Genomic DNA, 24,803 nt, shown 5'->3' with positions numbered 1-24,803 from the left:
TGCCATTTAGAATACGGGCGCGCACTTCTCGTTTTAACGCCAGGTCGATCTCGTGTATTTGTCCCAGCTATCTCGACCTTTGTCCCACTTTTAAGCCGGCCGTGGGCGCAAAACGCCCGCTCGCCCCGCAACCGCGGTGTCGACGGCCGCGAGAGCCGATTCATCCAGGCCCCGCCGGGCACCAAGGCCAAGACGGAGGCAATTTTTGCTATCCGAAGATTTTTATTTGCCAAACCCCAAACTTCATGTACAATGAATCCCGCATTTAACGGAGAGTTGTCCGAGTGGCCGAAGGAGCACGATTGGAAATCGTGTAGGCGTCAAAAGCGTCTCCAGGGTTCAAATCCCTGACTCTCCGCCAGTTAATTCCAAAGCAGGCCTTTGTGCCTGCTTTGTTTTTACCCCACGCGGAGGGGTGGCAGAGTGGTTGAATGCGGCGGTCTCGAAAACCGTTTGGCCTGTATAAGGTCACGAGGGTTCGAATCCCTCCTCCTCCGCCATTTTGGTTGAGAAAGCTCCCAACAAAGGGAGCTTTTTTGTTTTGAATCCCTTACAGACAAATACGGCGGCGGAGGAGGGGTTCGAACCCGCCAGGGCGTTCAACACCAACCCAGACCTCCAAACATGTACATCACCCTCCAAAGATGTCAAAAAATGTCGTTTTTGGATGCTGATGTACATGTTTGGAACCTGTGACCGCGCCCAGTTCCGACCGTTTACCGAGCAATGGGGTCACGACCTCCCACAACCATGTACTATGTACGGGCATTTTCCAATCCAACTACCCAAAGGAACCCACCTTGCCCGTCATCGCCACTGTAATCGTTACCGCACACGCCTCGGATGCCATGGTTGCCATCCCGTTTTGGCTCGAGATGTTCGCTGTCGTCGCGGCGTCGATTTCGGGTGTACTGGTTGCGCGCGAGCACAAACTCGATCTGGTGGGCGCCGTCGCGCTCGCCGTGGTCTGCGGTCTGGGCGGCGGTCTTTTGCGCGATATGACGCTCCAGGTGGGCAACGTCTACATCCTTAACCAGCCCATGGCGCTTCCGCTGTCCATCGCCACGGCGGCCATCATCTACATCTTCCCTGCCATCGTCGACAAGCCCGACAAGCTCATCCCCCTGCTCGACATCATCTCGGTGGGTATTTATGCGGCAACCGGCGCAGATAAGGCGCTCGTGTACGGATTTGCACCGGTCGTGTGCATCATGATGGGCTTTTTTACCGCGGTAGGCGGCGGCATGCTGCGCGATGGTTTTATGGGCGTGGTGCCGGGTATTTTCCAGCGCACCAACTTCTATGCCATCGCGGCTATCGCTGGATCGGCAAGCTATGTTTGCCTTGTCATGAGCGGCTTGGTCAGCAATGTCGTCGCGCTGGTCGTTTGCGTCGCAGTGACCATGGGCCTGCGCTGGCTCTCGCTGCGCTTTGACATCAAAAGCCCCACCGAGGACGATATCGCGCGTTTCCTACATCGTAAAAAATAGATAGCACGGCCCGGCCCATCGCAAGGTGACAGCCTGTCTACAACCGGCCGCAGGCCCGATATCCCACGACACCTTACGTAGGCAATTGCCCATGCAGAATACTGCAACCGCGAGTTTCTTTTAGAGCGAAGGCGCAATGGGTACCATATTGGGCGTATGCAAATCACCAAGCAAAGGATTCACCATGCCTCACAACCAACCCGCGGCGGCGCAACATCACAGCATGCGCGGACACCTCATTATGGCCTTCGCGCTTATCGCGCTGGCGTTTACCGCGCTGCCTTCCATGGCATTCGCCGGCACCGACACCGCGGGCAATGTTTTCGTGTCCGACGGGGATTCCAGTCCATCCGGCATCGGGGGCGATCTGTACTGGGCCGGTCAAAGCCTTAGCCTGGACGACGCGTCCATCGGCCGCGATATCATCGCCGCCGGCGAAAGCCTGTCGATTCGCGACTGCACCGTAGGCGGCGCCGTTCGCCTGGCGGCGCGCACCATCGATATCGCCAAGACCACCATTGATGGAAGCGTGACGGTTGCCGCTCAGCACGTCGTACTTAACTCCGGCAGTACCGCCAATTGCTTCTATGCCGCAGGTGAGACGGTTGCCCTGCGCGGCTCCGCCAAGTCGGCAGCGCTCGCGGGCAGTACGGTAACCATCGACGGCACTGTCGATGGCGATGTTGAGGTCTGGGCCGACAAGCTGGTGCTCGGCAAAAACGCCAACATCACCGGCACCGTAAACGCTCATGTCTCACAGGATCCCGAACGCGCCGACGGCGCCAAAGTGGGAGCCCTCAAGATCGACCGCACCGAGAACGAGGATACCTCCACCATCAACGACGTCATCGGCGGCATCGTTGCCGCAGCTCTTTCCACCTGCTTTGTCGCGATTCTCCTTGAGCTCGTCCTTCCGCGTGCAACAGCCAGCGCGGCCGGCATGCTTCACCAGCACCCTGCCCCGCTGTGGGTGAGCGGTCTTTTGGGCACGGTAGCCGCCGTTCCCGCCATCTTGCTGCTCATCATCTCTATTGCCGGCCTGTCGCTCGCCGGAGCCCTGATGTGCGGCGTCATCGGCATCGCCCTGGTCTCGTCGGCCTTTGCGGGCACCGCGGTCGCACGCATGGTCGGGCACAGCCAGAACCGCTACGCCATGGCCGCCGTAGGCGGCGCCATCGCCGGCGCCCTTACAGCACTTCCCCTTATGGGCAACTTTATCAGCGGCGTAGCCTTCGTCTTTATGCTGGGCTATCTCATTCAGATCATCTGGCGCAGCGCCCACGTCAAACCGCAAAAGGCCCCCAACACCCCGGGCCTTCCCTCCGCCTAACCGCCAACCACCGCAAAGGTGCCCTTCCTCTTTGTGGTGGTACAAAAAGGGCGCCGGCCGCGATGGTCGGCGCCCTTTCTTGTGAATGCTACAGAGCTCAGAGCTTATTTGTTGACCTGACCGGCGCGAACGGCAGCCTTCTTGCGATCAGTGGCGTTGAGCAGACGCTTGCGCAGACGGATGTTCTTGGGGGTGATCTCCACCAGTTCGTCATCGGCGATGTACTCCAGTGCCTCCTCCAGCGAGAAGGTGCGAGGCGGCACCAGCTGCACGGAGATATCGGAGGTCGAGGAACGCTGGTTGCCCAGGTTCTTGGTACGGGCGATGTTGACGACCATGTCGCCGGCCTTGCTGCGCTCGCCCACGATCATGCCCTCGTAGCACTCGACACCCGGCTCAACAAACAGCTGGCCGCGCTCCTGCAGCGTGCCCAGAGCGTAGGCAACGGCCTTCTCGGTGGTCATGGAGATCATGGCGCCGTTCTGACGGTTGCCGATCTCGCCGGCGTAAGGACCGTACTCCAGGAAGGTGTGATAGAACACGCCCTCGCCGTGAGTGACGTTCATGATGCGGTTCTTAAGGCCCATGATGCCGCGGGTCGGGATCTTAAACTCAAGGTGCGTCACGATGCCCGAGGTGTCCATGCTGGTCATAATGCCGCCAGAGGTGCCAAAGACCTCGACGACCTTGCCCGAGTACTCGTCCGGGCACTCGACGACAGCCTGCTCGACGGGCTCCATCTTGTTGCCGTTCTCATCCTTCTTAAACAGAACGCGGGGACGGCCGACCTGGAACTCAAAGCCCTCGCGACGCATGGACTCCATCAGGACGGACAGGTGCAGAATGCCGCGGCCCGAGACCTCGACGCCGCTCTTGTCCTCGAGCTCCTCAATCTTCATGGTCACATTGTTCTCGGCCTCATTGAACAGGCGCTCCTTGAGCTGACGGGCGCCCACAATGTCGCCATCGCGGCCGACGAGCGGAGAGGTCGAGGCCTCGAAGACGATGGACAGGGTCGGCGGATCGATCTCGATAGGCTCGAGCTCGACGGGGTTCTCGGGATCAGTGTAGACATCGCCGATGTCGGTGCGCTCGATACCCACGACGGCGGCAATGTCGCCGGCGCCGACTTCCTGGCACTCGGTGCGGCCCAGGTAGTCGAAGGTAAAGAGCTGCTTGACGGTAGCGGTGGCGCTGGAACCGTCGTTCTTGACGACCAGGATCTGATCGCCCTGGCGAATGCTGCCGGAGTACACACGGCCGATGCCGATGCGGCCGACAAAGTTGGAGTGGTCGATGGTCACGCACTGCATAGCGAGCGGCGCGGTCTCGTCAACCTCGGGCGCGGGCATGTCGTCGATGATCATGTCGAGCAGCGGGTACATGTCCATGTTGCCGTCGTTGGGGTCAAGGCGGGCAAAGCCATTCATGGCGCTGGCATAGACCACGTGCTCCATGGCAAACTCGAGCTGGTCGTCGGTGGCGCCCAGGTCGGCCATAAGGTCCAGACAGTCGTTGTAGGCCTTCTCGGGGTTGGCGCCCGGACGGTCGATCTTGTTGATGACGATCATGATCTTAAGGCCGGTGTCGATGGCGTGACGTAGGACAAAGCGGGTCTGGGGCATGGGGCCCTCAAAGGCGTCGACCAGCAGCAGAGCGCCGTCGGCCATGCGCAGCACGCGCTCGACCTCACCGCCAAAGTCGGCGTGGCCCGGGGTGTCGATGACGTTGATCTTAACGTCCTTGTACTCGATAGAGATGTTCTTGGCGAGAATCGTGATGCCGCGCTCGCGCTCCTGGTCGTTGGAGTCCAGGACGCGATCCTCGACCTGCTGGTTGGCACGGAAGGCGTCCGTGGCACGCAGGAGCTTATCGACCATCGTCGTCTTACCGTGGTCGACGTGGGCGATAATGGCGATGTTCCTCAGATTGTCTACGCGCATGTAGTTCCCCTATCTTCTATCTATATACAAACGGCACGCGTATGTGACCCGTCCAGCAACACAACGCTCGGCGGGAATATTGAGCCTTTTACCGAAAAACTCGTTTATTTTAGCGATTCTAGATGAGAGGGGTTTCCTCACCTGCAGGTTCAGGGTCGCTCCACATAAAACCATCGCCGGCGCCCATGCCCTCGTACAGCACATATGCCGAAAAACCGCTCTCGAGCGTGGTCTCGAAGAAGCTAACGAGCAAAGCGTCGTGATATCCGCCCTCGATCTCCACACAGCCGGTATAGCCGATGGCATAGCGGGCGATGCGGCCCAGGCCTTCGTCCTTGAGACCCATCTTGTGCTCGGAGATAAAGTTGGTGGCAGCCTCCAGGCATGCCTCCTCACCGTCCTCGTCGAGAGCCGCAAGATAGCGGTTGGAGGCGGCATCCTCGATTGCCACGACAACGCCCGGGTTTTCACCGGCGGCAAGGTCATCCAAAAACGCACCGATCAGATCGCACACCATGGCGTCGAGCTCGGCGGAGACGTTACCGGCGTCCTTCATATCCTGTGCCATCTTTTGACCTTCCCATCGCATTCGGCGTCGTTATAACTCCTGTGCCTCGGCCGCGATTCTGGCGGCAGCGTCACGGGCGCGAACCATATCCGCAGCGCGCTTGTCGAGCACCTTGATCTGGTTGGTCAGCATTACCGCATCGACCACGCCCCAGATCACCAGGCCCGTCGAAATCGAAAACCCAAGCGCACCAACTGTACCACGAAGCCGCGACAAGATTACCGCGGCAAGCGCGGAGACAACAACCATCTTGATATAGGAGTCACGGCGCTCGCGAAGGGTGCGAGCCTGCGTCACATACGCAATGCGCGCGACCTCAAATGCCTCGGCGCGCATATGGGCCTCACGCGCGATAGCGGCTGCTTCGGTCGACACACTGGTACCCATCAGCGCTCGCCGTGCATCGTGCTCAACCGACATTTAGAAATCATCGGGCGAGAGCGTGTGGACAAACTCGTCAAACTTCTCGAATTCACTCTCGTCGTCAACCTCGTCGGCAAGCGGAGAGACGGTGCCCAAGCGATTCATGATGTCGTCCTCCACAAACATGGGGGCATTGCTGCGCACGGCAAGGGCGATAGCGTCGCTCGGTCGTGCGTCAAGCATACGCTCGCCCCTATCGGTGTGCACGACGACCGTCGCGTAGAACACCGGCGGCTCGGCGCGCACGATCTCGATACGCTCGATCTTCGCTCCCACCACTTCGATGGTATCGAGCAAAAGATCGTGGGTGATGGGGCGATCGGTGCGGCCGGTATCGATACCGCGGCTGATGGCCGCTGCCTCGTAGGAACCGGTCTGGATGGAAAGAGAGCGCAGCGGCGCGGACGAATCCGACTTACGGCAACGCTCGCGCAAGACGATCAGCGATGGCACGGGACCGGCGGCCATGACGATGGTCTCTATGTCGACACGAACCATGGAACACCTCCGGTACGTTGTGATTGGCATGCGCGGCAGCTCCGCCGCATTGAATAGCTATACTACCCAAACTTTCGCACCGCACACAAAAACTTATTGGATAGGTAAGAAAAGAGCCCCGAGGCAATAGCTCGGGGCTCTTTACGTTTTAGATGGTGGACCTGACAAGATTCGAACTTGTGACCTCCCGGTTATCAGCCGGACGCTCTAACCAACTGAGCTACAGGTCCATCATGGTGGAGGTTAGGGGGATCGAACCCCTGACCTCAGGCTTGCAAAGCCCGCGCTCTCCCAGCTGAGCTAAACCCCCACGGAGACAGTAATAAACACCCCAGCGGCGACTCGGCTCTCGCTGGGGTGTTTATTGCGAAAGAAAGTGGTGGACCTGACAAGATTCGAACTTGTGACCTCCCGGTTATCAGCCGGACGCTCTAACCAACTGAGCTACAGGTCCATCGCGCAAGGGATATATTAGACGAGTCGTTACGCGCGCGTCAACAACTTTTTTGAAAATCTTTGGGAGGGGTGGTCGCTGGGCTGGCGAGATAGTGTTGGTTTGCTGCTCGGGCAGTCCTGCGCAAGACGAAGGCCACATTAAGTGGCCTTCTTTGCGTGCGGAACTCGCGACAAACCAACACTATCTCGCCAGCCCAGCGACCATGGGGTCCCAAGGTTTTCAAAAAAGCGGTCGGCGCGCAGGTGCGCCGACCGCCGATATATGGGGTCTGATGATTTTTACCAGCTAGGTCCTCTTACTCGTCTAGGAGATCCTCTGGCATGTCGTTGCCGTCGCCCAGGTCGACTGGGGCCTCTTCGGTGACGTCTGCGGTCTCGGCACTTTCGCCCTCGGGCTTCTCTTCGGCGGCCGTCATGCGGGCAACGGCGCACACGCGGTCGTCATCGCTTACGGTCATCATCTTGACACCCTGCGTGGTTCGACCGGTCTGGCTGATCTCGTCGGTCTTGACGCGAATGACCGTCGCGCCCTCCGTCACGATAAACAGCTCATGCTGCGGGCCGACCGCCTTCATGGCCGCAAGGTTGCCCTTGCGCTCGGTCATTTGGATGGTGTAGACACCCTGGCCGCCGCGGTTTTGCTCCGGATAATCCGAGACCGGCGTGCGCTTGCCGTAGCCGCACTCGGTAATGACAAACAGGTCGCCCTCGCCGTTGGTGACCTCCATGCCCAAGACACTCACGCCGTCCTTCATGCCAATGCCGCGGACACCGCTGGTGTCGCGACCGGTAGCGCGAACCTGGTCCTCGGGGAACATGATCGCCTTGCCCGCAGTGGTGGCCATGATGACCTTGTCGCCCTCGCGCACGCGGCGCACGGCGAGCAGCGCGTCGTCGTCCCTCAGGTTGATGGCGATTAGGCCATCGCGGCGGCTGCGATCATAGGCGCTCATCACGGTCTTCTTGACCATGCCGTTCTTGGTGGCAAACATCAGGTACTCATCGGCGGGGAACTCACGACAGCTAATGACGCTCGCGATCTTCTCGCCTTCCTCAAAGGGAAGCAGGTTGACGATTGCGGTGCCGCGCGCCTGGCGCGTACCAACCGGCAGCTCGTGCACCTTCAGACGGTAGACCTTGCCCTTGCTCGAGAAGAACAGCACATACTCGTGGGTGGACGCGATAAACATCTCGTCGATAACGTCGTCCTCTTTAAGGTTGACGCCCGACACGCCCTTGCCGCCGCGCTTCTGGGCGCGGTAAGCGGCCACCGGGATACGCTTCACATAGCCGGTGTGGGTGATGGTCACGACCATGTCCTCGTCGGCGATGAGGTCCTCGACGTCCAGATCCTTCTCGACCTGGCTGATCTCGGTACGGCGCTTGTCGCCAAACTTCTTGGAGATTTCGCGCATCTCTTCCTTGATGACGCCCAGAATCTTCTCCTCGTGCGTCAGCAGGTCCTCGTAGTAGGCGATAGCACGGCGCAGGCCGTCCAGCTCTTCCTGGATCTTGTCGCGCTCCAGGCCGGTCAGGCGACGCAGCTTCATCTCGAGGATGGCCGTGGTCTGCTCGGGCGTAAAGCCAAAACGCTCAATCAGGCGGCTGCTGGCCTCGGAATCGGTCTGCGAGGAGCGGATGATGCTAATGACCTCGTCGATATGGTCGAGGGCCATAAGGTAGCCCTCAAGGATATGTGCACGGGCCTGGGCCTTTTTAAGGTCAAAGTGGGTGCGGCGGGTGACTACGTCGACCTGGTGGTCGATGTAGTGCTGCAGCATCTCGCGCAGGCTCAGGCATTTAGGAACGCCATTGACGAGCGCCAGATTGTTGGCACCAAAGGTGGTCTGCAGCGAGGTGTACTTATACAGGTTGTTAAGTACGACCTGCGGGATAACGCCCTTCTTGAGCTCAATGACCAGACGGATGCCCTTTTGGTTGGACTCGTCGCGCATGTCCGAGATGCCCTCGATGCGCTTGTCGTTTACGAGCTGGGCGATTTTCTCCTGCAGGGTGCCCTTGTTGACCATGTAGGGAATCTCGGTAAAGACCAGGCGGCTGCGGCCGGTCTTGGTGGACTCCACATGGGCCTTGGCGCGCACGGTGATGGAACCGCGGCCGGTCTCGTAGCTCTGCCTAATGCCGGCGCTACCCATGATGATGGCACCGGTGGGAAAGTCCGGGCCGGGCATAATCTGCATGAGCTCGTCGACGGTGGCGTCGGGGTTGTCGATCAGGTAGCAGGTGGCCTCGATCGCCTCGGTGAGGTTATGCGGGGCGATATTGGTGGCCATGCCTACAGCGATGCCTTGGCTGCCGTTAACCAGCAGGTTGGGGAAGCGTGCGGGCAGTACCACGGGCTCGGCGAGCGACTCGTCGTAGTTGGGCTGCCAGTCGACGGTATCCTTCTGCAGGTCGCGGAGCAGCTCCATGGCGGGCTTTGCCAGACGGCTCTCGGTGTAACGCATAGCTGCGGCACCGTCGCCGTCGATGTTGCCAAAGTTGCCGTGGCCGTCGATAAGCGGCGTGCGCATGGAGAACCACTGCGCCAGACGAACCATGGTCTCATAGACCGCGGAGTCGCCGTGGGGGTGGTACTTACCGATAACTTCGCCGACCGTCCAGGCCGACTTCTTGTGCGGGCGGTTGGGGTAGATGCCGCTCTCGTTCATGGCGTACAGGATGCGGCGGTGCACCGGCTTTAAGCCGTCGCGCACGTCCGGCAGGGCGCGTGCCGTAATGACCGACATCGAGTACTCGATAAACGACTGCTTCATCTCGCGGCCAAACTCCGAAATCTGGAGCTGGCCGCCGTTGATGTCCTCGCCGGCCGAGGCGCCGCGATCGACCGCGCCAAAGCTCTCCTCGAGCTCGGCGTCGTCGTCCTCTTCCTCTTCATCCTCGACATCGGGGTTGTAGGAATCCGGATCGCCGTCCTCGCCCTGCTCGGCGCGGGCGAGCAGGCGCTTCAGATCATCGGGCATACCGGCGTCGCCGGCCTCGTCCATACCCTCGTTGTTGTTGATATCGTCTGCCACGTTACCTCCTCATGGTTTGCGTGGTCCATTAGTTCCCTACCACGGAGACGGCTTTTCCAGGTGCCGCAGATTCGCCCGAGAGAGGAGGGAAGCGTACTTGGGTACGCAACCGACGATTGAGGGCGAAGGTGCGGTAGCTGGGAAAGCCGAACAGGTTAGGCATCTAAGAAGCGTGCATCATGCGCGTGTTTTTCAATGTACTCGCGGCGATAGCCCACCTCGGAACCCATGAGCTCGCGTACGGCACGGTCCGCCACCACGGCATCCTCGATCGTCACGCGCTGCAAAATTCGGGTCTTGGGGTCCATCGTCGTCGAGGCAAGCTGCTTGGGGTCCATCTCACCCAGGCCCTTGTAGCGCTGGACGGTATAGCCCTTGCGCTTCTTGGTGATCTTGCCATCCTTGGCCTTGCCGTCCTCGTCGTTGTCGTCGGGGTTCAGGCCCAGGCTCTGAATGGTGTCGCGCAGAATCTCGTCTTCGGGCTGTCGGCCGTTGGGATACACGTAGTGGATCTTGTTGCGCACCTTAATGCCAAAGATGGGCGGGCAGGCAACATAGACATAGCCGGCATCGATCAGCGGACGCATGTACTTGTAGAAGAACGTCAGCAGCAGGATGCGGATATGCGCACCGTCGACGTCTGCATCGGTCATGATGATGATCTTGTGGTAGCGCGCCTTGGTGATATCGAAGTCGCCGCCGTCGCCGGCGCTCGTCGTGACGCCGCAACCGATCGCGGTGATCAGCGACTGGATGGTGTCGCTCGAGAACGCACGATGGTCACCCACGCGCTCGACGTTCAGAATCTTGCCGCGCAGGGGCAGAATCGCCTGGATGTCTCGGCGGCGGCCGTCCTTGGCCGAACCGCCTGCCGAGTCGCCCTCTACGATGAAGAGCTCGGTCAGCTCGGCATCGCGCACCGAGCAGTCGGCGAGTTTGCCGGGCAGCGACGCCGTCTCGAGCAGGCTCTTGCGACGGGTCGCCTCGCGCGCCTTGCGTGCGGCGTTGCGGGCCTTGCAGGCCTGCTGCGCCTTCTTGACGATCTCGCGGGCGGGCTTGGGGTGCTCCTCGAGGTAGTCGGCAAGACCGTCGGTCACGATCTTGAGCGTAAGCGCGCGCATGTAGGAACTACCGAGCTTGGCCTTGGTCTGGCCCTCAAACTGCGGATCGGGCAGCTTGACCGAGATGACGGCCGAGAGACCCTCGCGCACGTCGTCACCGCTCAGGTTGGCCTCTTTCTCCTTAAGCAGGTTCTGCTTGCGGGCGTAATCGTTAATCACGCGGGTGAGGGCGGTGCGGAAGCCCTCAAGGTGCATGCCGCCCTCGGGGGTGTAGATGTCGTTGGCAAACGACATGACGTTCTCGCCATAACCGGCGTTCCACTGCAGGGACACCTCGACCTCGCCCATCTTGGCCACGGGCGCATCCGGGTCCGATTTACCCTCAATGTAGATGGGCTCCTTAAAGGCCTCGGGGACGTCCTTGCCGTCGTTGAGGAACTTGACGAAGTCGATGATGCCGCCCTCGTAGCAAAACTCCTCCACGCGGGGAGCCGACTCACGCTCGTCAGTCAGCACGATCTTGAGGTTCTTGTTGAGAAACGCCGTCTCTTGCAGACGATTGTGCAGTGTATCGAAATCGTAGACGCAGGTCTCGAAGATCTCGTCGTCGGGCCAGAAGGAGACGGTGGTGCCCGTCGAATCCGAGGTGCCCACGACCTCCATCTTCTTGACGGTCTTGCCGCGCGAGAATTCCATCTCGTAGATATTGCCGTCGCGGCGCACCTGTACGACCACGCGCTTGGACAGGGCGTTGACAACGGAGATGCCCACGCCGTGCAGGCCGCCGGAAACCTTATAGGCCGAGTTATCGAACTTACCGCCGGCGTGAAGGATCGTCATGACGACCTCGAGCGTCGGAATCTTTTTGACAGGGTGCTCGTCGACGGGGATGCCGCGCCCGTTATCGACGACCGTAATGGAGTTGTCGGCGTGGACCGTCACCTGAATCTCGGTGCAGAAACCGGCCATGGCCTCGTCGACGGAGTTGTCAACGATCTCCCACACCAGGTGGTGCAGACCGCTGGCGCTCGTCGAGCCGATATACATGCCCGGGCGCTTACGGACGGCTTCGAGACCCTCGAGGATCTTAATTTCGCCGCCATCGTAATCGTTTTCGTTTGCCACACGTCCTCCTTCGGTTAAGAAAATCTGTATAGCCTTACTATTTTATCGTAAAAAATACCCTCGGGGACGAGGGTATTTGCCTATACAAGGCCACCAGATGCGATTTAAGACTCTTTTTTGCTTTGCACGCCCTTGGCCCACTCGGCACTGGCCCTCATGGCGTTCTGGAGGGCCTCACGCAGTTTTTGGTCTTCGATGGGCGACACCTGGCGCTCGATCTCGGCGCGCTCGGCTTCATTCAGGTCGGCATGCGGCGCGGGCGGGCGCTCGGGCGCGACCGGGCGCAGGCGCTCTTTTGCCGCGGGCGGCGTGTGGCCGGGGCGGGTCGTCTTAAATACCAGGCCATCCACATGCGCGCCGGCACGCTCCATGCGTGCGCGGATTATCTCGCGCAAAAGTGTCATCTCCTGTGTCCACGAGGGCGAATCGAGATACACCAGCAGCTCGTTGGACTCGGGAAGATAACGCAGCCCCGTCACGTGCCGGCCCTCGCGCGTGCCCGAGCACACCGCGTTCCAAGCACGGTAGACCGCACGCGATTCCTCGGCGGCCTCCATTTGCGCACGACGCTCGGGCGTGGCCGACGCCAAGATGCGCTGGCGCTCGGCACCCAAAAAGTCACTGAAGGCAGCCGCGCCGTTCTCACGCTCGTAATTAGCATGCCTCACCCATGCTCACCACCTTGGCTCGATCAAGTAACTCATCGGTAAAGTATCCCAAATTGGTGGTGGTTATGACTGTCTGGATGTCGTCGCCGATCAGCTGCAAAAAAGCGGCGCGACGATCGCCGTCGAGCTCGCTCATCACGTCATCCAAAAGCAGCAGCGGGGCGGTACCCAGAATATCGCGGGCTACGGCCACCTCGGCCACCTTCCAAGCCAGGACCAACGTACGTTGCTGACCCTGACTGGCAAACGAGCGCGCCGAGCGGCCGGCGACCGAAAACTCAATCTCGTCGCGGTGCGGACCCACGAGTGTCACGCCGCGGCGGATTTCCTCGTCGGCGCGCTCGTCGAGCGCCGCGAGCATGCGCTCGTATGCCCAGCCCCTCAGCTCCTCGCGGTCATCGGTCTGGGGCAGCTCCCCCAACGTGGACGCATAGGCCACATCGGCCTCCTCCCCGGACGCAACCAGCCTGTAGGCATTGCGCACGTGGGCGCCCAAGCGATCGAGCAAGGCCAAGCGGTGCACCAGCAGGGCCGATCCGGCGCGGGCAATCGACTCATTCCACGCACCGAGCATCTCACGGCAGCACCATGTCTCTTTGAGCAGGGCGTTACGCTGCGTCACGCAGCGGCCATAGGCGCTTGCCAGATCGGCATAGCGGGCGCTCAGCTGCACACCAAAGTCGTCGAGCGCGGCGCGACGCACGCTGGCACCGCGCTTAACCATATCCAGATGATCGGGGCAGAACAAAACACTCGGCAGCACGCCGCGCACGCCAGAGGCGGCACATCGCTTGCCGTTGCGGCTAAACGAACGCTTACCGTCCTCCACGCATAGGCCCATGTCCAGCACGCGGCCATCGCCCTCGAGCCTAAGCTCGGCCTTGCACAAACCCGTGCCGTCGTGCACAAGCTCGACGGCAGTGGAATGCCTAAACGAGGCGCCGCTCGTTAGCAGCTGCAGCGCCTCTATGAGGTTGGTCTTTCCCGCCGCGTTGGGCCCCGCGAGCACCGTCACGCCATCGCTCAGTTCCAGGCGATAGCTATCGAAGCTGCGGTAGCGCGCGACGGAAAGGTCGCGGGCGAACATGGCCATAGGGCGCCGCTAGATGCGCACCGGCATGACCAGGTACAGATAGTTGATCTTGTCGTAGGACTTAAAGATGCCGGCCTGCGAGTAGCTCTTGAGCTCCAGCGTGATCTCCTTCTCCTTGGACAGGGCGTTGAGACAGCCAAAGATGTAGTGGTAGTTAAAGGCAATGGTACCCGACTCGCCCTCGGCCTCGACATCGATCGTCTCCTGCGCCAGATCCTGGTCATTGGAGATGGAGGACAGGCCCATCTGGCCGTTCTCGACATCGATCTCAAACTTGACGGCGGGGTTGGCGCTCGCGATGACCGCCACGCGCTTGAGGGCGGCATTAAAAGCCGCCACGTCGATCTTGACGCTCGTTACGCACGAATCGGGGATGAGCTGCTTGTAGTTGGGATACATACCCTCTATGCGGCGCGACACGTAGGTGGTGTTGCCGGCTTCAAAGACAACCTGGGTGTCGGTGGCACCGATCATAATGGTCGCCTGGCTCGCCATGATGCTCAGGGCGTCGTTGAAGGCATCGGCCGGCACGTTGAGCTCAAAGGAGCCCTCGAGCGTCGAGGTCTCCACCTGCGTATCGCACACGGCCAGACGGAAGGAGTCGGTCGCCACCAGGCGCACGGTGTTGTTTTCGACCCTCATATGCACACCGCCCAGGATGGGGCGGGCCTTGTCGGTCGAGGTGACGCGCCACACGCGGCTGACCATCTCGGACAGAATGTCGGTCGGGAGCTCAACGGCGCTCTCGATGGCATAGGCCGGGAACTCGGGGAAATCGTTGGCATCGAGCGTATTCAGGCGGAAGGAACTCTTCTCGCAACCGATCAGCACCTGGCGCTCCGAAAGCTCAAAGGTAACTGGGGCATCGGGAAGGGTCTTGGTGATGTTGGAGAGCATCTTGCAGGGGATTACCATCTCACCTTCCTCTTCCACATGTGCCGCGATGCGGTGACGAATCGAGATAGTGTAGTTAGAGGTCTGGAATTCCAAGATGCCGTCTTGTGCCTTGATGAGCACGCCCGACAGAATGGGGAGGGTGGATGCCGAAGCGACACCCTTCATGACGACGCCGATTGCTTGCGTAAGCGAGCTCTGGCTGACGGTGAACTTCATCTTTTAATACCTTTCTATAGATATAAATATCTTAATAATAGTAATAGTACTGACGAAACTGTTGATTACTCCCAAACATGCAGGTCAAACCCAAAAAGAGAATCGACAGTTCCCTGTGTGCAACAGGGGTCGTTTTCCACGTTCAAAACCTGCGCAAAACTTTTCATCGGAGCAGGCTGGGTTTTAGACACCTTATGCCCGCGGTTTCGACAAGTTTTCAACAGGTGTGCCTATTTCCCTACGAGCGCAGTGTAATTTTGTCTCGTAGCGATTTGAGGTCCTCGGTCACGGTCCGGTCTTCCTGGATCATCTTCTGGACTTTTTTGTAGCTCGTGCTGACGGTCGAGTGGTTGCGGTTGCCAAACTCCGCACCCACGGCGGTGGTTGTCATCTCGCACATCTCGATCGCTAGGTAAATGGCGATATGGCGAGCCTTGGCGATATTGGCATTGCGTCGCGGACCAATGAGCTCCTCATGCGTCACGCCGTACTGCTCCTCGATAACAGACTGAACTGTCTGCACGTTGATCTTTTTGGCCGACGTGTCGAAGTACTGGCTGGCGATGGCGTCGATGTCGTCGAAGCTCAGCTCGCTACCCTCGCGCTCGCGGTCGCCCGCCTCCCCGGCGCAGCGCTCGCAGAAGCTCTCGAGCTCACGGATGTTGGTGCCCGATACCTCCGCCATATGTTTAAAGTGCTTGTCGGTCAGATGTCCGCTGTCGCCACCGTAGGCCGCCAGCAGCGAGTCGTCGCCCGCCTCGGGCGCCGCCGCGATCGTGTTCTCGTAATAGCGTTGCAGAATCTTGTACTTCATCTCGTAGCTGGGCTCTGCTACCAAGCAGAGCATGCCGGCGTTAAAGCGGCTGGTCAGGCGCTCGTCCATGTTCAGGTCCTTGGGCGCACGGTCTGCGGCAATCACGACCTTCTTGTTGTTGCGGATAAACTCGTCCATGAGCTGGAAAAAGTAATCCACGCTCGCGCGCTTGCCGATGATGTTTTGGATGTCATCGATGATGAGCACGTCCACGCCGTGGTATGCCTGCATGATGGGGGCGTTACTCTTCTTTTGGCGGTCGAATTCTGTCATCAGATCATCGATGTATGCCTGTGAGTTGGCGTATTTCACTTTGATCTCGGGCGACTTCTCGGCGAGCTCGTTTTTGATGGCGAGCAGCAGGTGGGTCTTGCCCAAGCCCGATTTGCCATAGATGAACAGGGATGTGCAAGTACCGCGTTCGTCTGCGAGTGCGGCGAATTTAAGCGCCGAACGATAGGCGTGGCTGTTTTCGGGGCCGTAGACAAAGTTTTCGAAGGTGAATTTTGAGTTGGCCACGAGGGGCGCGCCATCGGCGTTCTGCTCGCCCGGCGCCGCAGCCGCAGGCACGCTCACAGGCGATGTCGAGACTGGTTTTGCGCTCTTGGCGGGTGCCACGCCCTTCATCTGATTCATCATGCGGCGGAAATCGTCGGCCGACAGCGTGTTTTTGATCGCGATGCCCGGTTCTTCGCCCGGCGCCGCGTCGTGCGCGACGGGCATGTGTGAAACGCTGGGCGCGGTTGCTACCGGCACGGCTGTTGCGTGGGGCATGGTTTCACGGGAAACATCGCTCGCATTGGTCTCCGGAGCCGCCACGGGGGCGACGGTCGTCAAAGGGGGAGTGACGGGTGCCGCCCCTGTGGCGCCTGTCGTGGGACCCTGCGGGGCCACGATGTTGAGCGCGATCGGCGCAAAGGCAATCTCTTCTAGGTAGTGCTCGATAGTCGGCTGGTGCTTTTTGAGCTGCGCAATGGCAAAGCGCGACGGTGCCTCGATGGTCAAGGTGTCCTCGGTCAGGTTCACGGCACGCGATTGCCCCAACATGTTGATGAGGCGTGCATCTTGGCCGTCGCGCTGGCAAAAGGCGATGGCATCCTCCAGGATGATGCTTGCTTCCTCGTCCACTGTCTCTCCCGTTCCTTAACTTTGGGCACGCACGCGAGCGCTGCCGAGTTCGGTCAGATGGTATTTCTGACCGTGTTTGATCACCAAGCCGGCCTGCGCCAAGTCATTGAGTGTGCGTGACCACGTGGGTGCGGAGTTTCCAAATGCTCGCGCCAGGTCGGTGGCGCCGCACTCTTGGTTTTGAGCCAGATATCCCAGCGCCGCGTTGCCGCGCTCGCTCACAAATACGTCCGGTTGCGGCTGTGCGTATTGATTCGCCGCATTAGGATACATCATTTGAGCTGCTGGTTGTTGAGAACTCTGCATGGTTGGCATCGGCTGTTGAAAACTTTGCGGCCACTGTTGGTATGGCTGCGGCGGCATCTGCTGGGCCCAGGGATTGTACGGCTGCGGCATCTGCTGATACGGCTGCTGATAGCCCTGGGGATACTGCTGCATATATTGCTGGGAGTATCCCTGCTGCGGCATATATTGTCCCGGATATGCCTGCGGGTACGGTTGGAAGCCCATCTGCCGAGCTCCTTGCATGCCCGTCACCTGCTGCATCGCGGCTGCATCCAAATCGGCCGGGACCATGGACTCTGCCGAGCCTTGAGTTGTCGTCTGTCCCGCGGGCTGGGGGTCCTGCATGGGCGGCATGCCGGGTTGATGCATCTGCTGCGAAGCCATGGGCTGTTGTAGTGGGGACGCGGCCATGGTTTGCTGCGGAGTCATCATTGCTTGCTGTGGAAATGCTCCCGGCAGTGGGTATTCCGACCCCTGGGCCTCGGGGCGCACGGCTGCCCCGCGCCCTCCCGCGCGCTCAATTTCCTGCACGCGCTTGGGGTCGAGGCTCACCGTGACGACGGTGCCGTTGCCCATGTTGTCTTCGATGGAGACTGCCCCGCCGGCGTTTTCCAGGTATTCCTGCACCATGGGAAAACCTGCCCCGGTGCCGCGTATATACCGCTTCATCTTGCTGTTTGCGCTGGTGACGCCAAAGTCGAAGGCGCGCTCTTTGTCGTCGATGCCCGGACCTTGGTCGGCAAAGCGGATAGTTTCCCCGCCGTCCAGGATCGAGATAATGGGCTCGGCAAAGTGGGCGTGGATAAAGTTTTCGACAATCTCGCGGATAACCATGAGTGAGATGTGTCCGCCTTGCTCTTTCATGCACTGGTAGACGGTGTTAGTCGTCTCTTCCAGATACGTGCGGATGTCTTGCGGCTCGATGACGATCACGCGCGGGGTCGAAAGCATGTCGTCATAGACGGCGATGCGCGCCGCATACATGGTTTTCGGTGTCTGTTTCGATGTCTGCTCGCCCTCTTCGCGCTCTTCGCGTACGCCGTTGATGTGCTCGTTGTCGGGTGCCGGGTCACCGGAATCGACCATGGTGTAAAAGTCGTCAGACATGCCGCTCGCAATCTTTCAAAAGGTTTCGGATAAATAGTAGCTCACCGCGCAATGTTTCTCATCTTTCGACAAGTTTTCAAAACATGTTGAAAACTTTGGAAAATGGGCGAAAAGTTCTCAACATTGGCAACATGACCTGTTGAAAACTCGGTGAAATATCGTGAAAAGTTGGAGTCATACTCAAAAACTCATCCGGCTTATGGCGGAACCGTGTGAACTGCGCAACCTTTTACCTTTGATTTCTTGACATTTGAACATTGATTTCCCTACAATCTTCAAGCTCACGTGTCTATATCTGCGTCCGCGCCCTCGCGGACACTCGAAATGCAGCAGGAGGAACTTAAGATGAAGCGTACGTATCAGCCTAATAAGCGTAAGCGTGCCAAGACCCATGGCTTCCGTGCCCGTATGGCCACCAAGGGTGGTCGTGCCGTGCTCGCCCGTCGCCGCGCCAAGGGCCGCAAGCGTCTCACTGTCTAGCAGCGATACACACATCTCGCATGAAGACTATTAAGTCTCGGCAAGATTTCGAGCATGTGTTCAGTCAGGGGCGTCGTTTCAATCATCCTCTGATTCGAATGACCATATGTGAATCGGTTGGCGAAGGCGACTCTGGAAGGGTCGCCTTCGTTGGTGCTAAACGACTCGGTTGCGCAGTTGTGCGCAACCGTTCTAAGCGTGTGATGCGCGAGGCCGCCCGCAGCTGCGGATTTCCCGTTGCGGGTTATGACATCATCTTGTTCGCGACCCCCAAGACGAGGATCTCGTCGCCGGAGGAGATGAACGAGGCATTGCGTTCGCTTGTGATACGCGCCGGCGTTGCCGGGGAGGAGCGATGAGCAATCACGTTTTGCGACGTGTTGCCATCGCTCCTATTCACATATATCAACAGGTTATTTCGCCCTTATTGCCTGACGCCTGCATTTATTATCCAACGTGTTCTCATTACGCCGTCCAGGCTATCGAGAAATACGGTGTTTGTAGAGGCTGCTGGCTTGCCGTGAGGCGCATCGCTCGCTGCAATCCCCTGCACGTCGGCGGTTATGACCCTGTGCCCTAGCGGGCACTCGCTATCGGAGGAAAAATTACATGTGGGATTGGATCGTTAACATCCTTTTCGAGCTGCTCAAGCTCATCCAGACCTTTGCGGTCGACTGGGGCCTGTCCATCATTATCCTGGTGGTCATCGTCCGTCTGCTGCTGACGCCGCTCATGCTCAAGTCGACCAAGTCGACGGCCCGTATGCAGGTGCTGCAGCCCAAGATGCTCGAGATCCAGGAGCGCTACGCCGACGATCCCCAGCGTCAGGCCGAGGAGATGCAGAAGTTCTACAGCGAGAACAAGTTCAATCCGCTGTCCGGCTGCCTGCCGCTTCTGATTCAGATGCCTATCCTCATCGCCCTGTTTACACTTCTGCGCAACCTGCCGCAGTACTTTAACGAGGGCACCTTCTCGTTCTTCAACATTCTGCCCGATCTGACTACCACGCCGAGCGCCTCTTTTGCCGATGGCTTTATGGTCGCACTGCCTGCGCTGATTTGCCTGATTCTGTTTGCTGTCCTGACCCTGATTCCGCAGCTGTACATGTCGCGCAATCAGACCGGTCAGCAGGCCCAGAGCATGCGCATGATGGCCGTCGTCATGACCGTCATGATGCTCTGGATGGGTTGGAGCCTGCCCGTTGGTGTTCTTTTGTACTACGACGTGTCTTCTGCCTGGCAGGTCATCCAGCAGATCTTTGTGACGCAGAAGGTTATCGAGAAGGCTAAGGCCGAAGAGGAGGAGCGTCTTAAGAACGCCCCGCTGCAGGTTGAGGTCACGCGTCGCGAGAAGAAGCCGCGCCCACACAAGAAGAAGTAGCGGTATAGTAATCTTATTTAGGTACCTAACTTTTGGAGTACGTTATGTCTGAAGAGATCGTCGAGGATATGCTTGAGGAGGTTGCCCCGCAGGCCGCGGGCGATTATCTCGAGATTGCACAGCGCTACAAGGCTGGTGAAGAGCTTACGGATGAAGAGCTCGACACCATTGCCGATGTTGCGATTTCTATTCTTCGTTCCATCCTTTCGCATTTCGACGCCGCCAACTCTCCTATCGATGAGTACGAGGGCGACGAGGGCGAACTGATTCTTGATGTAACGGCTCCCGACCTTGCCGTCCTAATCGGTCGTCATGGTCGCACCCTTGATGCCCTTCAGGTTATGTTCTCGCTGTTGGTGAGCCGAAAGATTGGCTTTAGGTATCCGGTTGTCGTCGACGTCGAGGGATATAAGAGCCGCCGCCAGGACAAGGTTGCCTCTATGGCTCAGTCTGCTGCCGAGCGGGCAGTTCGCACTCACAAAAGCGTTTCGCTTCCTCCCATGAATGCCTACGAGCGCCGTCTTGTTCATATTGCTCTTCGCGGCAACGATGCCGTCGACACGCATTCTGAGGGTTCTGACCCCGATCGCCATGTTGTGATTGTTGCTCGATAACCTAAACGAGCTTATCTTAAGGGGGCGTGGTTTCCACGTCCCCTTTTTTTGTCAAAAGTTCTTGATACACTGATTTTTGTCAGATAGGAGTTTGTCTTGTTTGTACTAACCGATGAGCAGACAAGCCAGATGCTTAGTCGTCTAATTTCGTATTGCGAAGACTATTCTTTGAAGGTCTCCCATGATGCCCTACGCTCCTGTATTGAGCATCTTGATCTTGTTTTGGAGGCTAATAAGACCACCAATCTTACGCGCATTCTCAATGTCGAAGATGCGGCTGTTCTCCATATTCTTGATTCGCTTGTGTTGCTTCCCTATATAGACATAGCTCCAGAAGGTGCTTTGTTAGACATGGGTACTGGTGCTGGTTTTCCTGGTATCCCTTTGACAATTGCTAGCGGACGTAAGGCTACCTATATCGATTCGGTTGGCAAGAAGGTTGATGCCGTCAACTCATTTGTTGAGGCTCTCGGTCTCAAGTATGCACAAGCGGTTCATGATCGTCTTGAAGAATATGCCCGAAGCCATAAGAAACAGTTTGCTGTTGTTACCGCTCGTGCACTTGCACCGTTACCAGTTCTCGTCGAGTATGCTTCACCATTTCTAATAGATAGTGGTCTCTTTGTTATTACTAAGGGAAACCCATCAGACGTCGAACTTCAGTCTGGTCTAACTGCCGCTAGTATATGTGGGTTCACCACACTTATGACGGATGATTTAGATTTGCCAAATGGCTTGGGTCATCGCGAGTTTATCATTCTAAAAAAATCTCGTCCGGCAGCTATTTCGCTTCCACGTGCTAATGGCATGGCGAAGAAGAATCCGCTTGCCTAGATGTTTCACGTGAAACATAATGGATAGTAATTACTTGTTATGTTTCACGTGAAACATAACAGATGATGAATCGGAATGTTTCACGTGAAACATCCTCCGTTTAACAGCTTAAAATACACCAGGAGGGACCGTGGGATTTCGCGACGTTAAGCGTTCAAAGAGCGCAAAAGACACGCGTATCATTGCAATCATCAATCAAAAGGGTGGTGTGGGTAAGTCCACCACAGCTGTAAACCTTGCAGCAGCACTGGGTGAACAGGGTCGAAAGACGCTGATTGTCGATTTTGATCCACAGGGTAATAGCACGAGCGGCTTTGGAATCGAAAAAGAAGAACTCGATAACTGCATTTATGATGCATTGCTGAATGATGTTCCGGCAGAATCGCTTGTTCTTGATACAAATTGCAGTAAGGTATTTGTAATACCGGCTACTATCCAGCTTGCAGGTGCCGAAATTGAGCTTGTAAGCGCGATTGCACGAGAAACGCGCTTGAAGGATCTGCTTGAGCCTGTTAAGGATGAGTTTGACTTTATATTTATCGACTGTCCGCCTTCACTTGGCTTGTTGACCATTAATGCGTTGACGGCGGCGGACAGTGTTCTGATTCCAATTCAGTGCGAGTATTACGCACTCGAAGGTGTCACGAAGCTGCTTGAGTCGATGAAGATGGTCAAAACACGCCTAAATAAGAGCCTTGATACCTATGGTGTGCTTATGACGATGTATGATTCGCGCACATCGCTCTCAAATCAGGTTGTCGAAGAAGTGAAGTCGTACTTTGGCGATAAGGCATTTAAGACCTTGATTCCGCGTACGGTTAAAATATCAGAAGCACCGTCGTTCGGTGAGCCGGTAATTACATATGCGCCACAAAATAAGGGTGCAAAGGCGTATATGAACCTTGCCAGAGAGGTGATCAAGCGTGCCTAGTCCAAGGAAGCGTGGCGGTTTGGGTCGCGGACTCAATGCATTGGTCTCCGAAGCAGAATATGAGACCGGTGGATCTGCGACGTCCGCATCCAATACTGCTTCGGAAACTAAACTTCCAATCGAGGATATCGTTCCGAACCCCAACCAACCCAGAATTCATTTTAATGAGACCGAGCTTCGAGAGTTGAGTGAGTCGATTCAGGAGCATGGCGTTCTTCAGCCGCTTCTTGTACGCAAGCACGATAATGGCTATGAGATTATCGCGGGTGAGCGCCGTTATCAGGCTTCTAAGCTTGCTGGACTTGAGGAAGTTCCTGTCATAATAAAAGATGTTGATGATGAACAGATGCTTGCGCTTGCATTGATTGAAAACCTGCAACGCTCTGATCTCAATCCCGTCGAAGAGGCTAAGGGGTATCGACAGCTCATCGATGCGAGCGGCATGACTCAAGAGGCCTTGTCGAAGGCTGTTAGCAAGTCTCGCTCTGCAATCACCAATTCGTTGCGACTACTTGATCTCCCAGAGGTTGTTCAGCAGATGATCTTTGAAGGTAAGCTGACTGCTGGACATGCTCGTGCAATTCTTGCAGTTCCATACGAAGATGCACGTATTAGGTTAGCTGAGAAGGTTGTTGCGGAAGGATTGTCCGTCCGCGCGACAGAAAATCTTGCTCCGTTGTTTTCTGCCGGAGAGACCTCAAAAACGCCTCGAACCGCAACGCCTCAGTCTTTTAAGAAGGCGGCACGCGTTCTGCGTCAGGTGTTTAACACCAACGTTCGCGTAAAAAGCTCGCGCGGAAAGAACAAGATCGAGATTGAATTTAAGGATGAAGAGGAACTCTCTCGCATTCTTGGCGAAATCATTCAGTTTGATCAAGGAGGTCAGGATGAGGAATAAAGTTCTGACTGCTGTCGCTTTGGCTGCTACTGTTGCAGTTGGCGCTTTTGCCGGTTATAAGATTGCGACAGATGATGAATTGCGTGGTCGTTTACTTCGCGGAGCGCAGGATATCGTTGATACCTCAAAAAAGAAAATGGATGTTATGACCGAGGACGTTGCCATGCGTACGGCTCAGATGACTAAGAATCCCAAGATCAACCAAGATTGGGTTAATCATCAATGGGAAAATGTAGGCTTTTAGGTACCTAACAATAACTCATCTATTCTGAAGGGTTCCCTGTCTGATCACCAGTACAGGGATCCCAAATATCGTCCTAAATAATGCTGGACATTCGTATGATGCAGATAATCGATGAATATGAAACAGCCCCGGTTGCAATTAAGCAACCGGGGCTTTCTGATGTTTCACATGAAACGTTTGGGCTGGTCGCCCCTACGCATTCTTCTGAACTTTGAAACGCTGCTTGAGTTGGCCGCAAGCCGCATCGATATCGTTACCACGGGAGTTGCGAATCGTGGTCTCGATACCACGGGACTCAAGACGGCGTTGAAGGTCTTCTACCTTATGGATCGGTGACGGCTTGAGCGGGCTGCCCTCAATATCGTTGAGCTGAATCAAGTTGACGTGGCACAGCGTGCCCTCACAGAAGTCGCAGAGCGCCTGCATTTCGGGGTTGGTGTCGTTGACGCCCTCGATCATGGCATATTCGTACGTCGGACGGCGGCCGGTCTTCTCGGTGTAGAGCTGCAGTGCCTCGTGAAGGCGCAGGAGTGTGTATTTCTTGACACCGGGCATGAGCTTATTGCGTGTGGACTGGATAGCGGAGTGCAGCGAGACAGCTAGGGTGAACTGCTCGGGAATGTCGGCAAACTTACGGATGCCAGGAATAACACCGCTGGTAGACACGGTGAGATGGCGCGCTCCAATGCCGATACCGTCGGGGTCATTAAGGATGCGCAGCGCCTTAAGAACCTCATCGTAGTTGGCAAAAGGCTCGCCCTGGCCCATGAACACTACGCTTGTCGCGCGCTCGCCAAAATCATTGGAAACGTGAAGTACCTGGTCGACGATTTCCTGGGCGGTCAGCGAGCGCCTGAGGCCGTTGAGACCGGTAGCGCAAAAAGCACAGCCCATTCCGCAGCCGGCTTGGGTGGATACGCAGACAGAGAGCTTGTTACGACGGGGCATGCCGACGGTCTCGACAGAAATGCCATCGTGGTACTCGAGTAGGTATTTACGAGAGCCGTCCTTGGACACCTGCTTAGTGAGCTCGGTCGGCGTGTCGAAGGCAAATGCCTCCTTTAACTGCTCGCGGAAAGCCTTGGGAAGGTTGGTCATATCGTCAAACGAACAAACGTTCTTCTCAAAAACCCATTCAATGAGCTGCTTCGCGCGGAAAGCGGGCTGGCCGAGTTCGGCCACGAGCTCGCGAATATCGTTTTGGCTCAAGTCGCGAATGTCCTGAGATTTAGTCCTGGGATTCATGGAAGCCTTTCGATTTTGGGGAAACGTAGGGGGTATC

23 protein-coding genes and 5 tRNA genes are annotated in these 24,803 nt (G+C 57.5%); 13 read left to right on the top strand and 15 right to left on the bottom strand.

What is annotated here, in order from left to right:
• Window positions 1-270 precede the first annotated feature (270 nt).
• The 4 genes from ACTQX9_RS01900 (at window position 271) to ACTQX9_RS01885 (ending at window position 2,820) form a co-directional block, all read left to right on the top strand.
• Window positions 271-361 (top strand) — tRNA-Ser (locus ACTQX9_RS01900).
• Between the two features lie 48 nt (window positions 362-409).
• Window positions 410-500 (top strand) — tRNA-Ser (locus tag ACTQX9_RS01895).
• A 300-nt stretch (window positions 501-800) separates the two neighbouring features.
• Window positions 801-1,490, top strand: a complete 690-nt coding sequence (locus ACTQX9_RS01890) for a trimeric intracellular cation channel family protein (RefSeq protein WP_229770653.1) — start codon at window positions 801-803, stop codon at window positions 1,488-1,490.
• A 184-nt stretch (window positions 1,491-1,674) separates the two neighbouring features.
• Complete coding sequence (locus tag ACTQX9_RS01885) at window positions 1,675-2,820, top strand: polymer-forming cytoskeletal protein (protein WP_441540326.1); 1,146 nt, start codon at window positions 1,675-1,677, stop codon at window positions 2,818-2,820.
• A 104-nt stretch (window positions 2,821-2,924) separates the two neighbouring features.
• Here the strand turns inward: ACTQX9_RS01885 and typA are convergent, their stop codons facing one another.
• The 14 genes from typA to ACTQX9_RS01815 all read right to left on the bottom strand — a co-directional run bounded on the left by typA (window position 2,925) and on the right by ACTQX9_RS01815 (window position 18,140).
• Complete coding sequence (gene typA / locus ACTQX9_RS01880) at window positions 2,925-4,763, bottom strand: translational GTPase TypA (protein ID WP_441032650.1); 1,839 nt, start codon at window positions 4,761-4,763, stop codon at window positions 2,925-2,927.
• Window positions 4,764-4,881: 118 nt separating this feature from the next.
• The gene (locus ACTQX9_RS01875) at window positions 4,882-5,331 is read right to left on the bottom strand and encodes a hypothetical protein (RefSeq protein WP_441540325.1); all 450 of its coding nucleotides are present in this window, start codon (window positions 5,329-5,331) and stop codon (window positions 4,882-4,884) included.
• A 30-nt stretch (window positions 5,332-5,361) separates the two neighbouring features.
• Window positions 5,362-5,706: a hypothetical protein gene (locus tag ACTQX9_RS01870; protein ID WP_441540324.1), complete on the bottom strand. Its 345-nt coding sequence runs from the start codon at window positions 5,704-5,706 to the stop codon at window positions 5,362-5,364.
• 45 nt (window positions 5,707-5,751) lie between these two features.
• Entirely contained in the window at window positions 5,752-6,252 is a 501-nt protein-coding gene (locus tag ACTQX9_RS01865) for a bifunctional nuclease family protein (RefSeq protein ID WP_427748159.1), read from the bottom strand.
• A gap of 153 nt (window positions 6,253-6,405) precedes the next feature.
• Window positions 6,406-6,482: transfer RNA gene (locus ACTQX9_RS01860), tRNA-Ile, on the bottom strand.
• A gap of 4 nt (window positions 6,483-6,486) precedes the next feature.
• Window positions 6,487-6,562 (bottom strand) — tRNA-Ala (locus ACTQX9_RS01855).
• A gap of 67 nt (window positions 6,563-6,629) precedes the next feature.
• A tRNA-Ile gene (locus ACTQX9_RS01850) sits at window positions 6,630-6,706 on the bottom strand.
• Between the two features lie 298 nt (window positions 6,707-7,004).
• Window positions 7,005-9,716: a DNA gyrase subunit A gene (gyrA, locus tag ACTQX9_RS01845; RefSeq protein WP_441540467.1), complete on the bottom strand. Its 2,712-nt coding sequence runs from the start codon at window positions 9,714-9,716 to the stop codon at window positions 7,005-7,007.
• 185 nt (window positions 9,717-9,901) lie between these two features.
• A complete protein-coding gene (gene gyrB, locus ACTQX9_RS01840) occupies window positions 9,902-11,932 on the bottom strand; it encodes a DNA topoisomerase (ATP-hydrolyzing) subunit B (RefSeq protein ID WP_441540323.1) in 2,031 nt (676 codons plus the stop codon).
• 104 nt (window positions 11,933-12,036) lie between these two features.
• Complete coding sequence (locus ACTQX9_RS01835) at window positions 12,037-12,600, bottom strand: DciA family protein (protein WP_441540322.1); 564 nt, start codon at window positions 12,598-12,600, stop codon at window positions 12,037-12,039.
• Window positions 12,587-13,693 carry a DNA replication/repair protein RecF gene (gene recF, locus ACTQX9_RS01830; RefSeq protein ID WP_441540321.1) on the bottom strand — a complete coding sequence of 369 codons (1,107 nt, stop codon included), beginning with the start codon at window positions 13,691-13,693 and terminating at the stop codon, window positions 12,587-12,589. Before recF ends, ACTQX9_RS01835 begins: the two co-directional genes overlap by 14 nt.
• Before the next feature lie 9 nt (window positions 13,694-13,702).
• Window positions 13,703-14,806 carry a DNA polymerase III subunit beta gene (gene dnaN, locus ACTQX9_RS01825; RefSeq protein WP_427729028.1) on the bottom strand — a complete coding sequence of 368 codons (1,104 nt, stop codon included), beginning with the start codon at window positions 14,804-14,806 and terminating at the stop codon, window positions 13,703-13,705.
• Window positions 14,807-15,044: 238 nt separating this feature from the next.
• A complete protein-coding gene (locus ACTQX9_RS01820) occupies window positions 15,045-16,748 on the bottom strand; it encodes a DnaA ATPase domain-containing protein (protein ID WP_441540320.1) in 1,704 nt (567 codons plus the stop codon).
• 15 nt (window positions 16,749-16,763) lie between these two features.
• Entirely contained in the window at window positions 16,764-18,140 is a 1,377-nt protein-coding gene (locus tag ACTQX9_RS01815; protein WP_441540319.1) for an ATP-binding protein, read from the bottom strand.
• A 345-nt stretch (window positions 18,141-18,485) separates the two neighbouring features.
• Between ACTQX9_RS01815 and rpmH the strand changes: the two genes are divergently transcribed.
• From rpmH to ACTQX9_RS01770, 9 genes are all read left to right on the top strand, one after another.
• A complete protein-coding gene (gene rpmH, locus ACTQX9_RS01810; protein WP_019127408.1) occupies window positions 18,486-18,620 on the top strand; it encodes a 50S ribosomal protein L34 in 135 nt (44 codons plus the stop codon).
• A 20-nt stretch (window positions 18,621-18,640) separates the two neighbouring features.
• On the top strand, window positions 18,641-18,979 hold the full coding sequence (gene rnpA / locus ACTQX9_RS01805; RefSeq protein ID WP_154516785.1) for a ribonuclease P protein component: 339 nt from the start codon (window positions 18,641-18,643) through the stop codon (window positions 18,977-18,979).
• Window positions 18,976-19,200: a membrane protein insertion efficiency factor YidD gene (gene yidD, locus ACTQX9_RS01800; RefSeq protein ID WP_441540318.1), complete on the top strand. Its 225-nt coding sequence runs from the start codon at window positions 18,976-18,978 to the stop codon at window positions 19,198-19,200. The genes rnpA and yidD overlap by 4 nt, the downstream gene beginning before the upstream one ends.
• Window positions 19,201-19,229: 29 nt before the next feature.
• Window positions 19,230-20,000: a YidC/Oxa1 family membrane protein insertase gene (locus ACTQX9_RS01795; RefSeq protein ID WP_441042215.1), complete on the top strand. Its 771-nt coding sequence runs from the start codon at window positions 19,230-19,232 to the stop codon at window positions 19,998-20,000.
• A gap of 44 nt (window positions 20,001-20,044) precedes the next feature.
• Entirely contained in the window at window positions 20,045-20,614 is a 570-nt protein-coding gene (locus ACTQX9_RS01790) for a Jag family protein (RefSeq protein WP_441540317.1), read from the top strand.
• A gap of 96 nt (window positions 20,615-20,710) precedes the next feature.
• Window positions 20,711-21,448: a 16S rRNA (guanine(527)-N(7))-methyltransferase RsmG gene (rsmG, locus tag ACTQX9_RS01785; RefSeq protein ID WP_441540316.1), complete on the top strand. Its 738-nt coding sequence runs from the start codon at window positions 20,711-20,713 to the stop codon at window positions 21,446-21,448.
• A gap of 130 nt (window positions 21,449-21,578) precedes the next feature.
• A complete protein-coding gene (locus tag ACTQX9_RS01780) occupies window positions 21,579-22,379 on the top strand; it encodes a ParA family protein (protein WP_441540315.1) in 801 nt (266 codons plus the stop codon).
• Between the two features lie 19 nt (window positions 22,380-22,398).
• The gene (locus tag ACTQX9_RS01775) at window positions 22,399-23,277 is read left to right on the top strand and encodes a ParB/RepB/Spo0J family partition protein (protein WP_441540314.1); all 879 of its coding nucleotides are present in this window, start codon (window positions 22,399-22,401) and stop codon (window positions 23,275-23,277) included.
• Entirely contained in the window at window positions 23,267-23,521 is a 255-nt protein-coding gene (locus ACTQX9_RS01770) for a hypothetical protein (protein WP_154516796.1), read from the top strand. Before ACTQX9_RS01775 ends, ACTQX9_RS01770 begins: the two co-directional genes overlap by 11 nt.
• Before the next feature lie 192 nt (window positions 23,522-23,713).
• Here ACTQX9_RS01770 and rlmN read toward each other — a convergent pair whose 3' ends face one another.
• Entirely contained in the window at window positions 23,714-24,766 is a 1,053-nt protein-coding gene (gene rlmN / locus ACTQX9_RS01765) for a 23S rRNA (adenine(2503)-C(2))-methyltransferase RlmN (RefSeq protein ID WP_154516799.1), read from the bottom strand.
• Window positions 24,767-24,803: the final 37 nt, after the last annotated feature.

Source organism: Collinsella sp. LCP19S3_F2, assembly GCF_052121015.1.
GTDB lineage: Bacteria > Actinomycetota > Coriobacteriia > Coriobacteriales > Coriobacteriaceae > Collinsella.
Note: the sequence above shows the minus strand (reverse complement) of the source record. Positions and strands in the feature narration are given on the sequence as shown.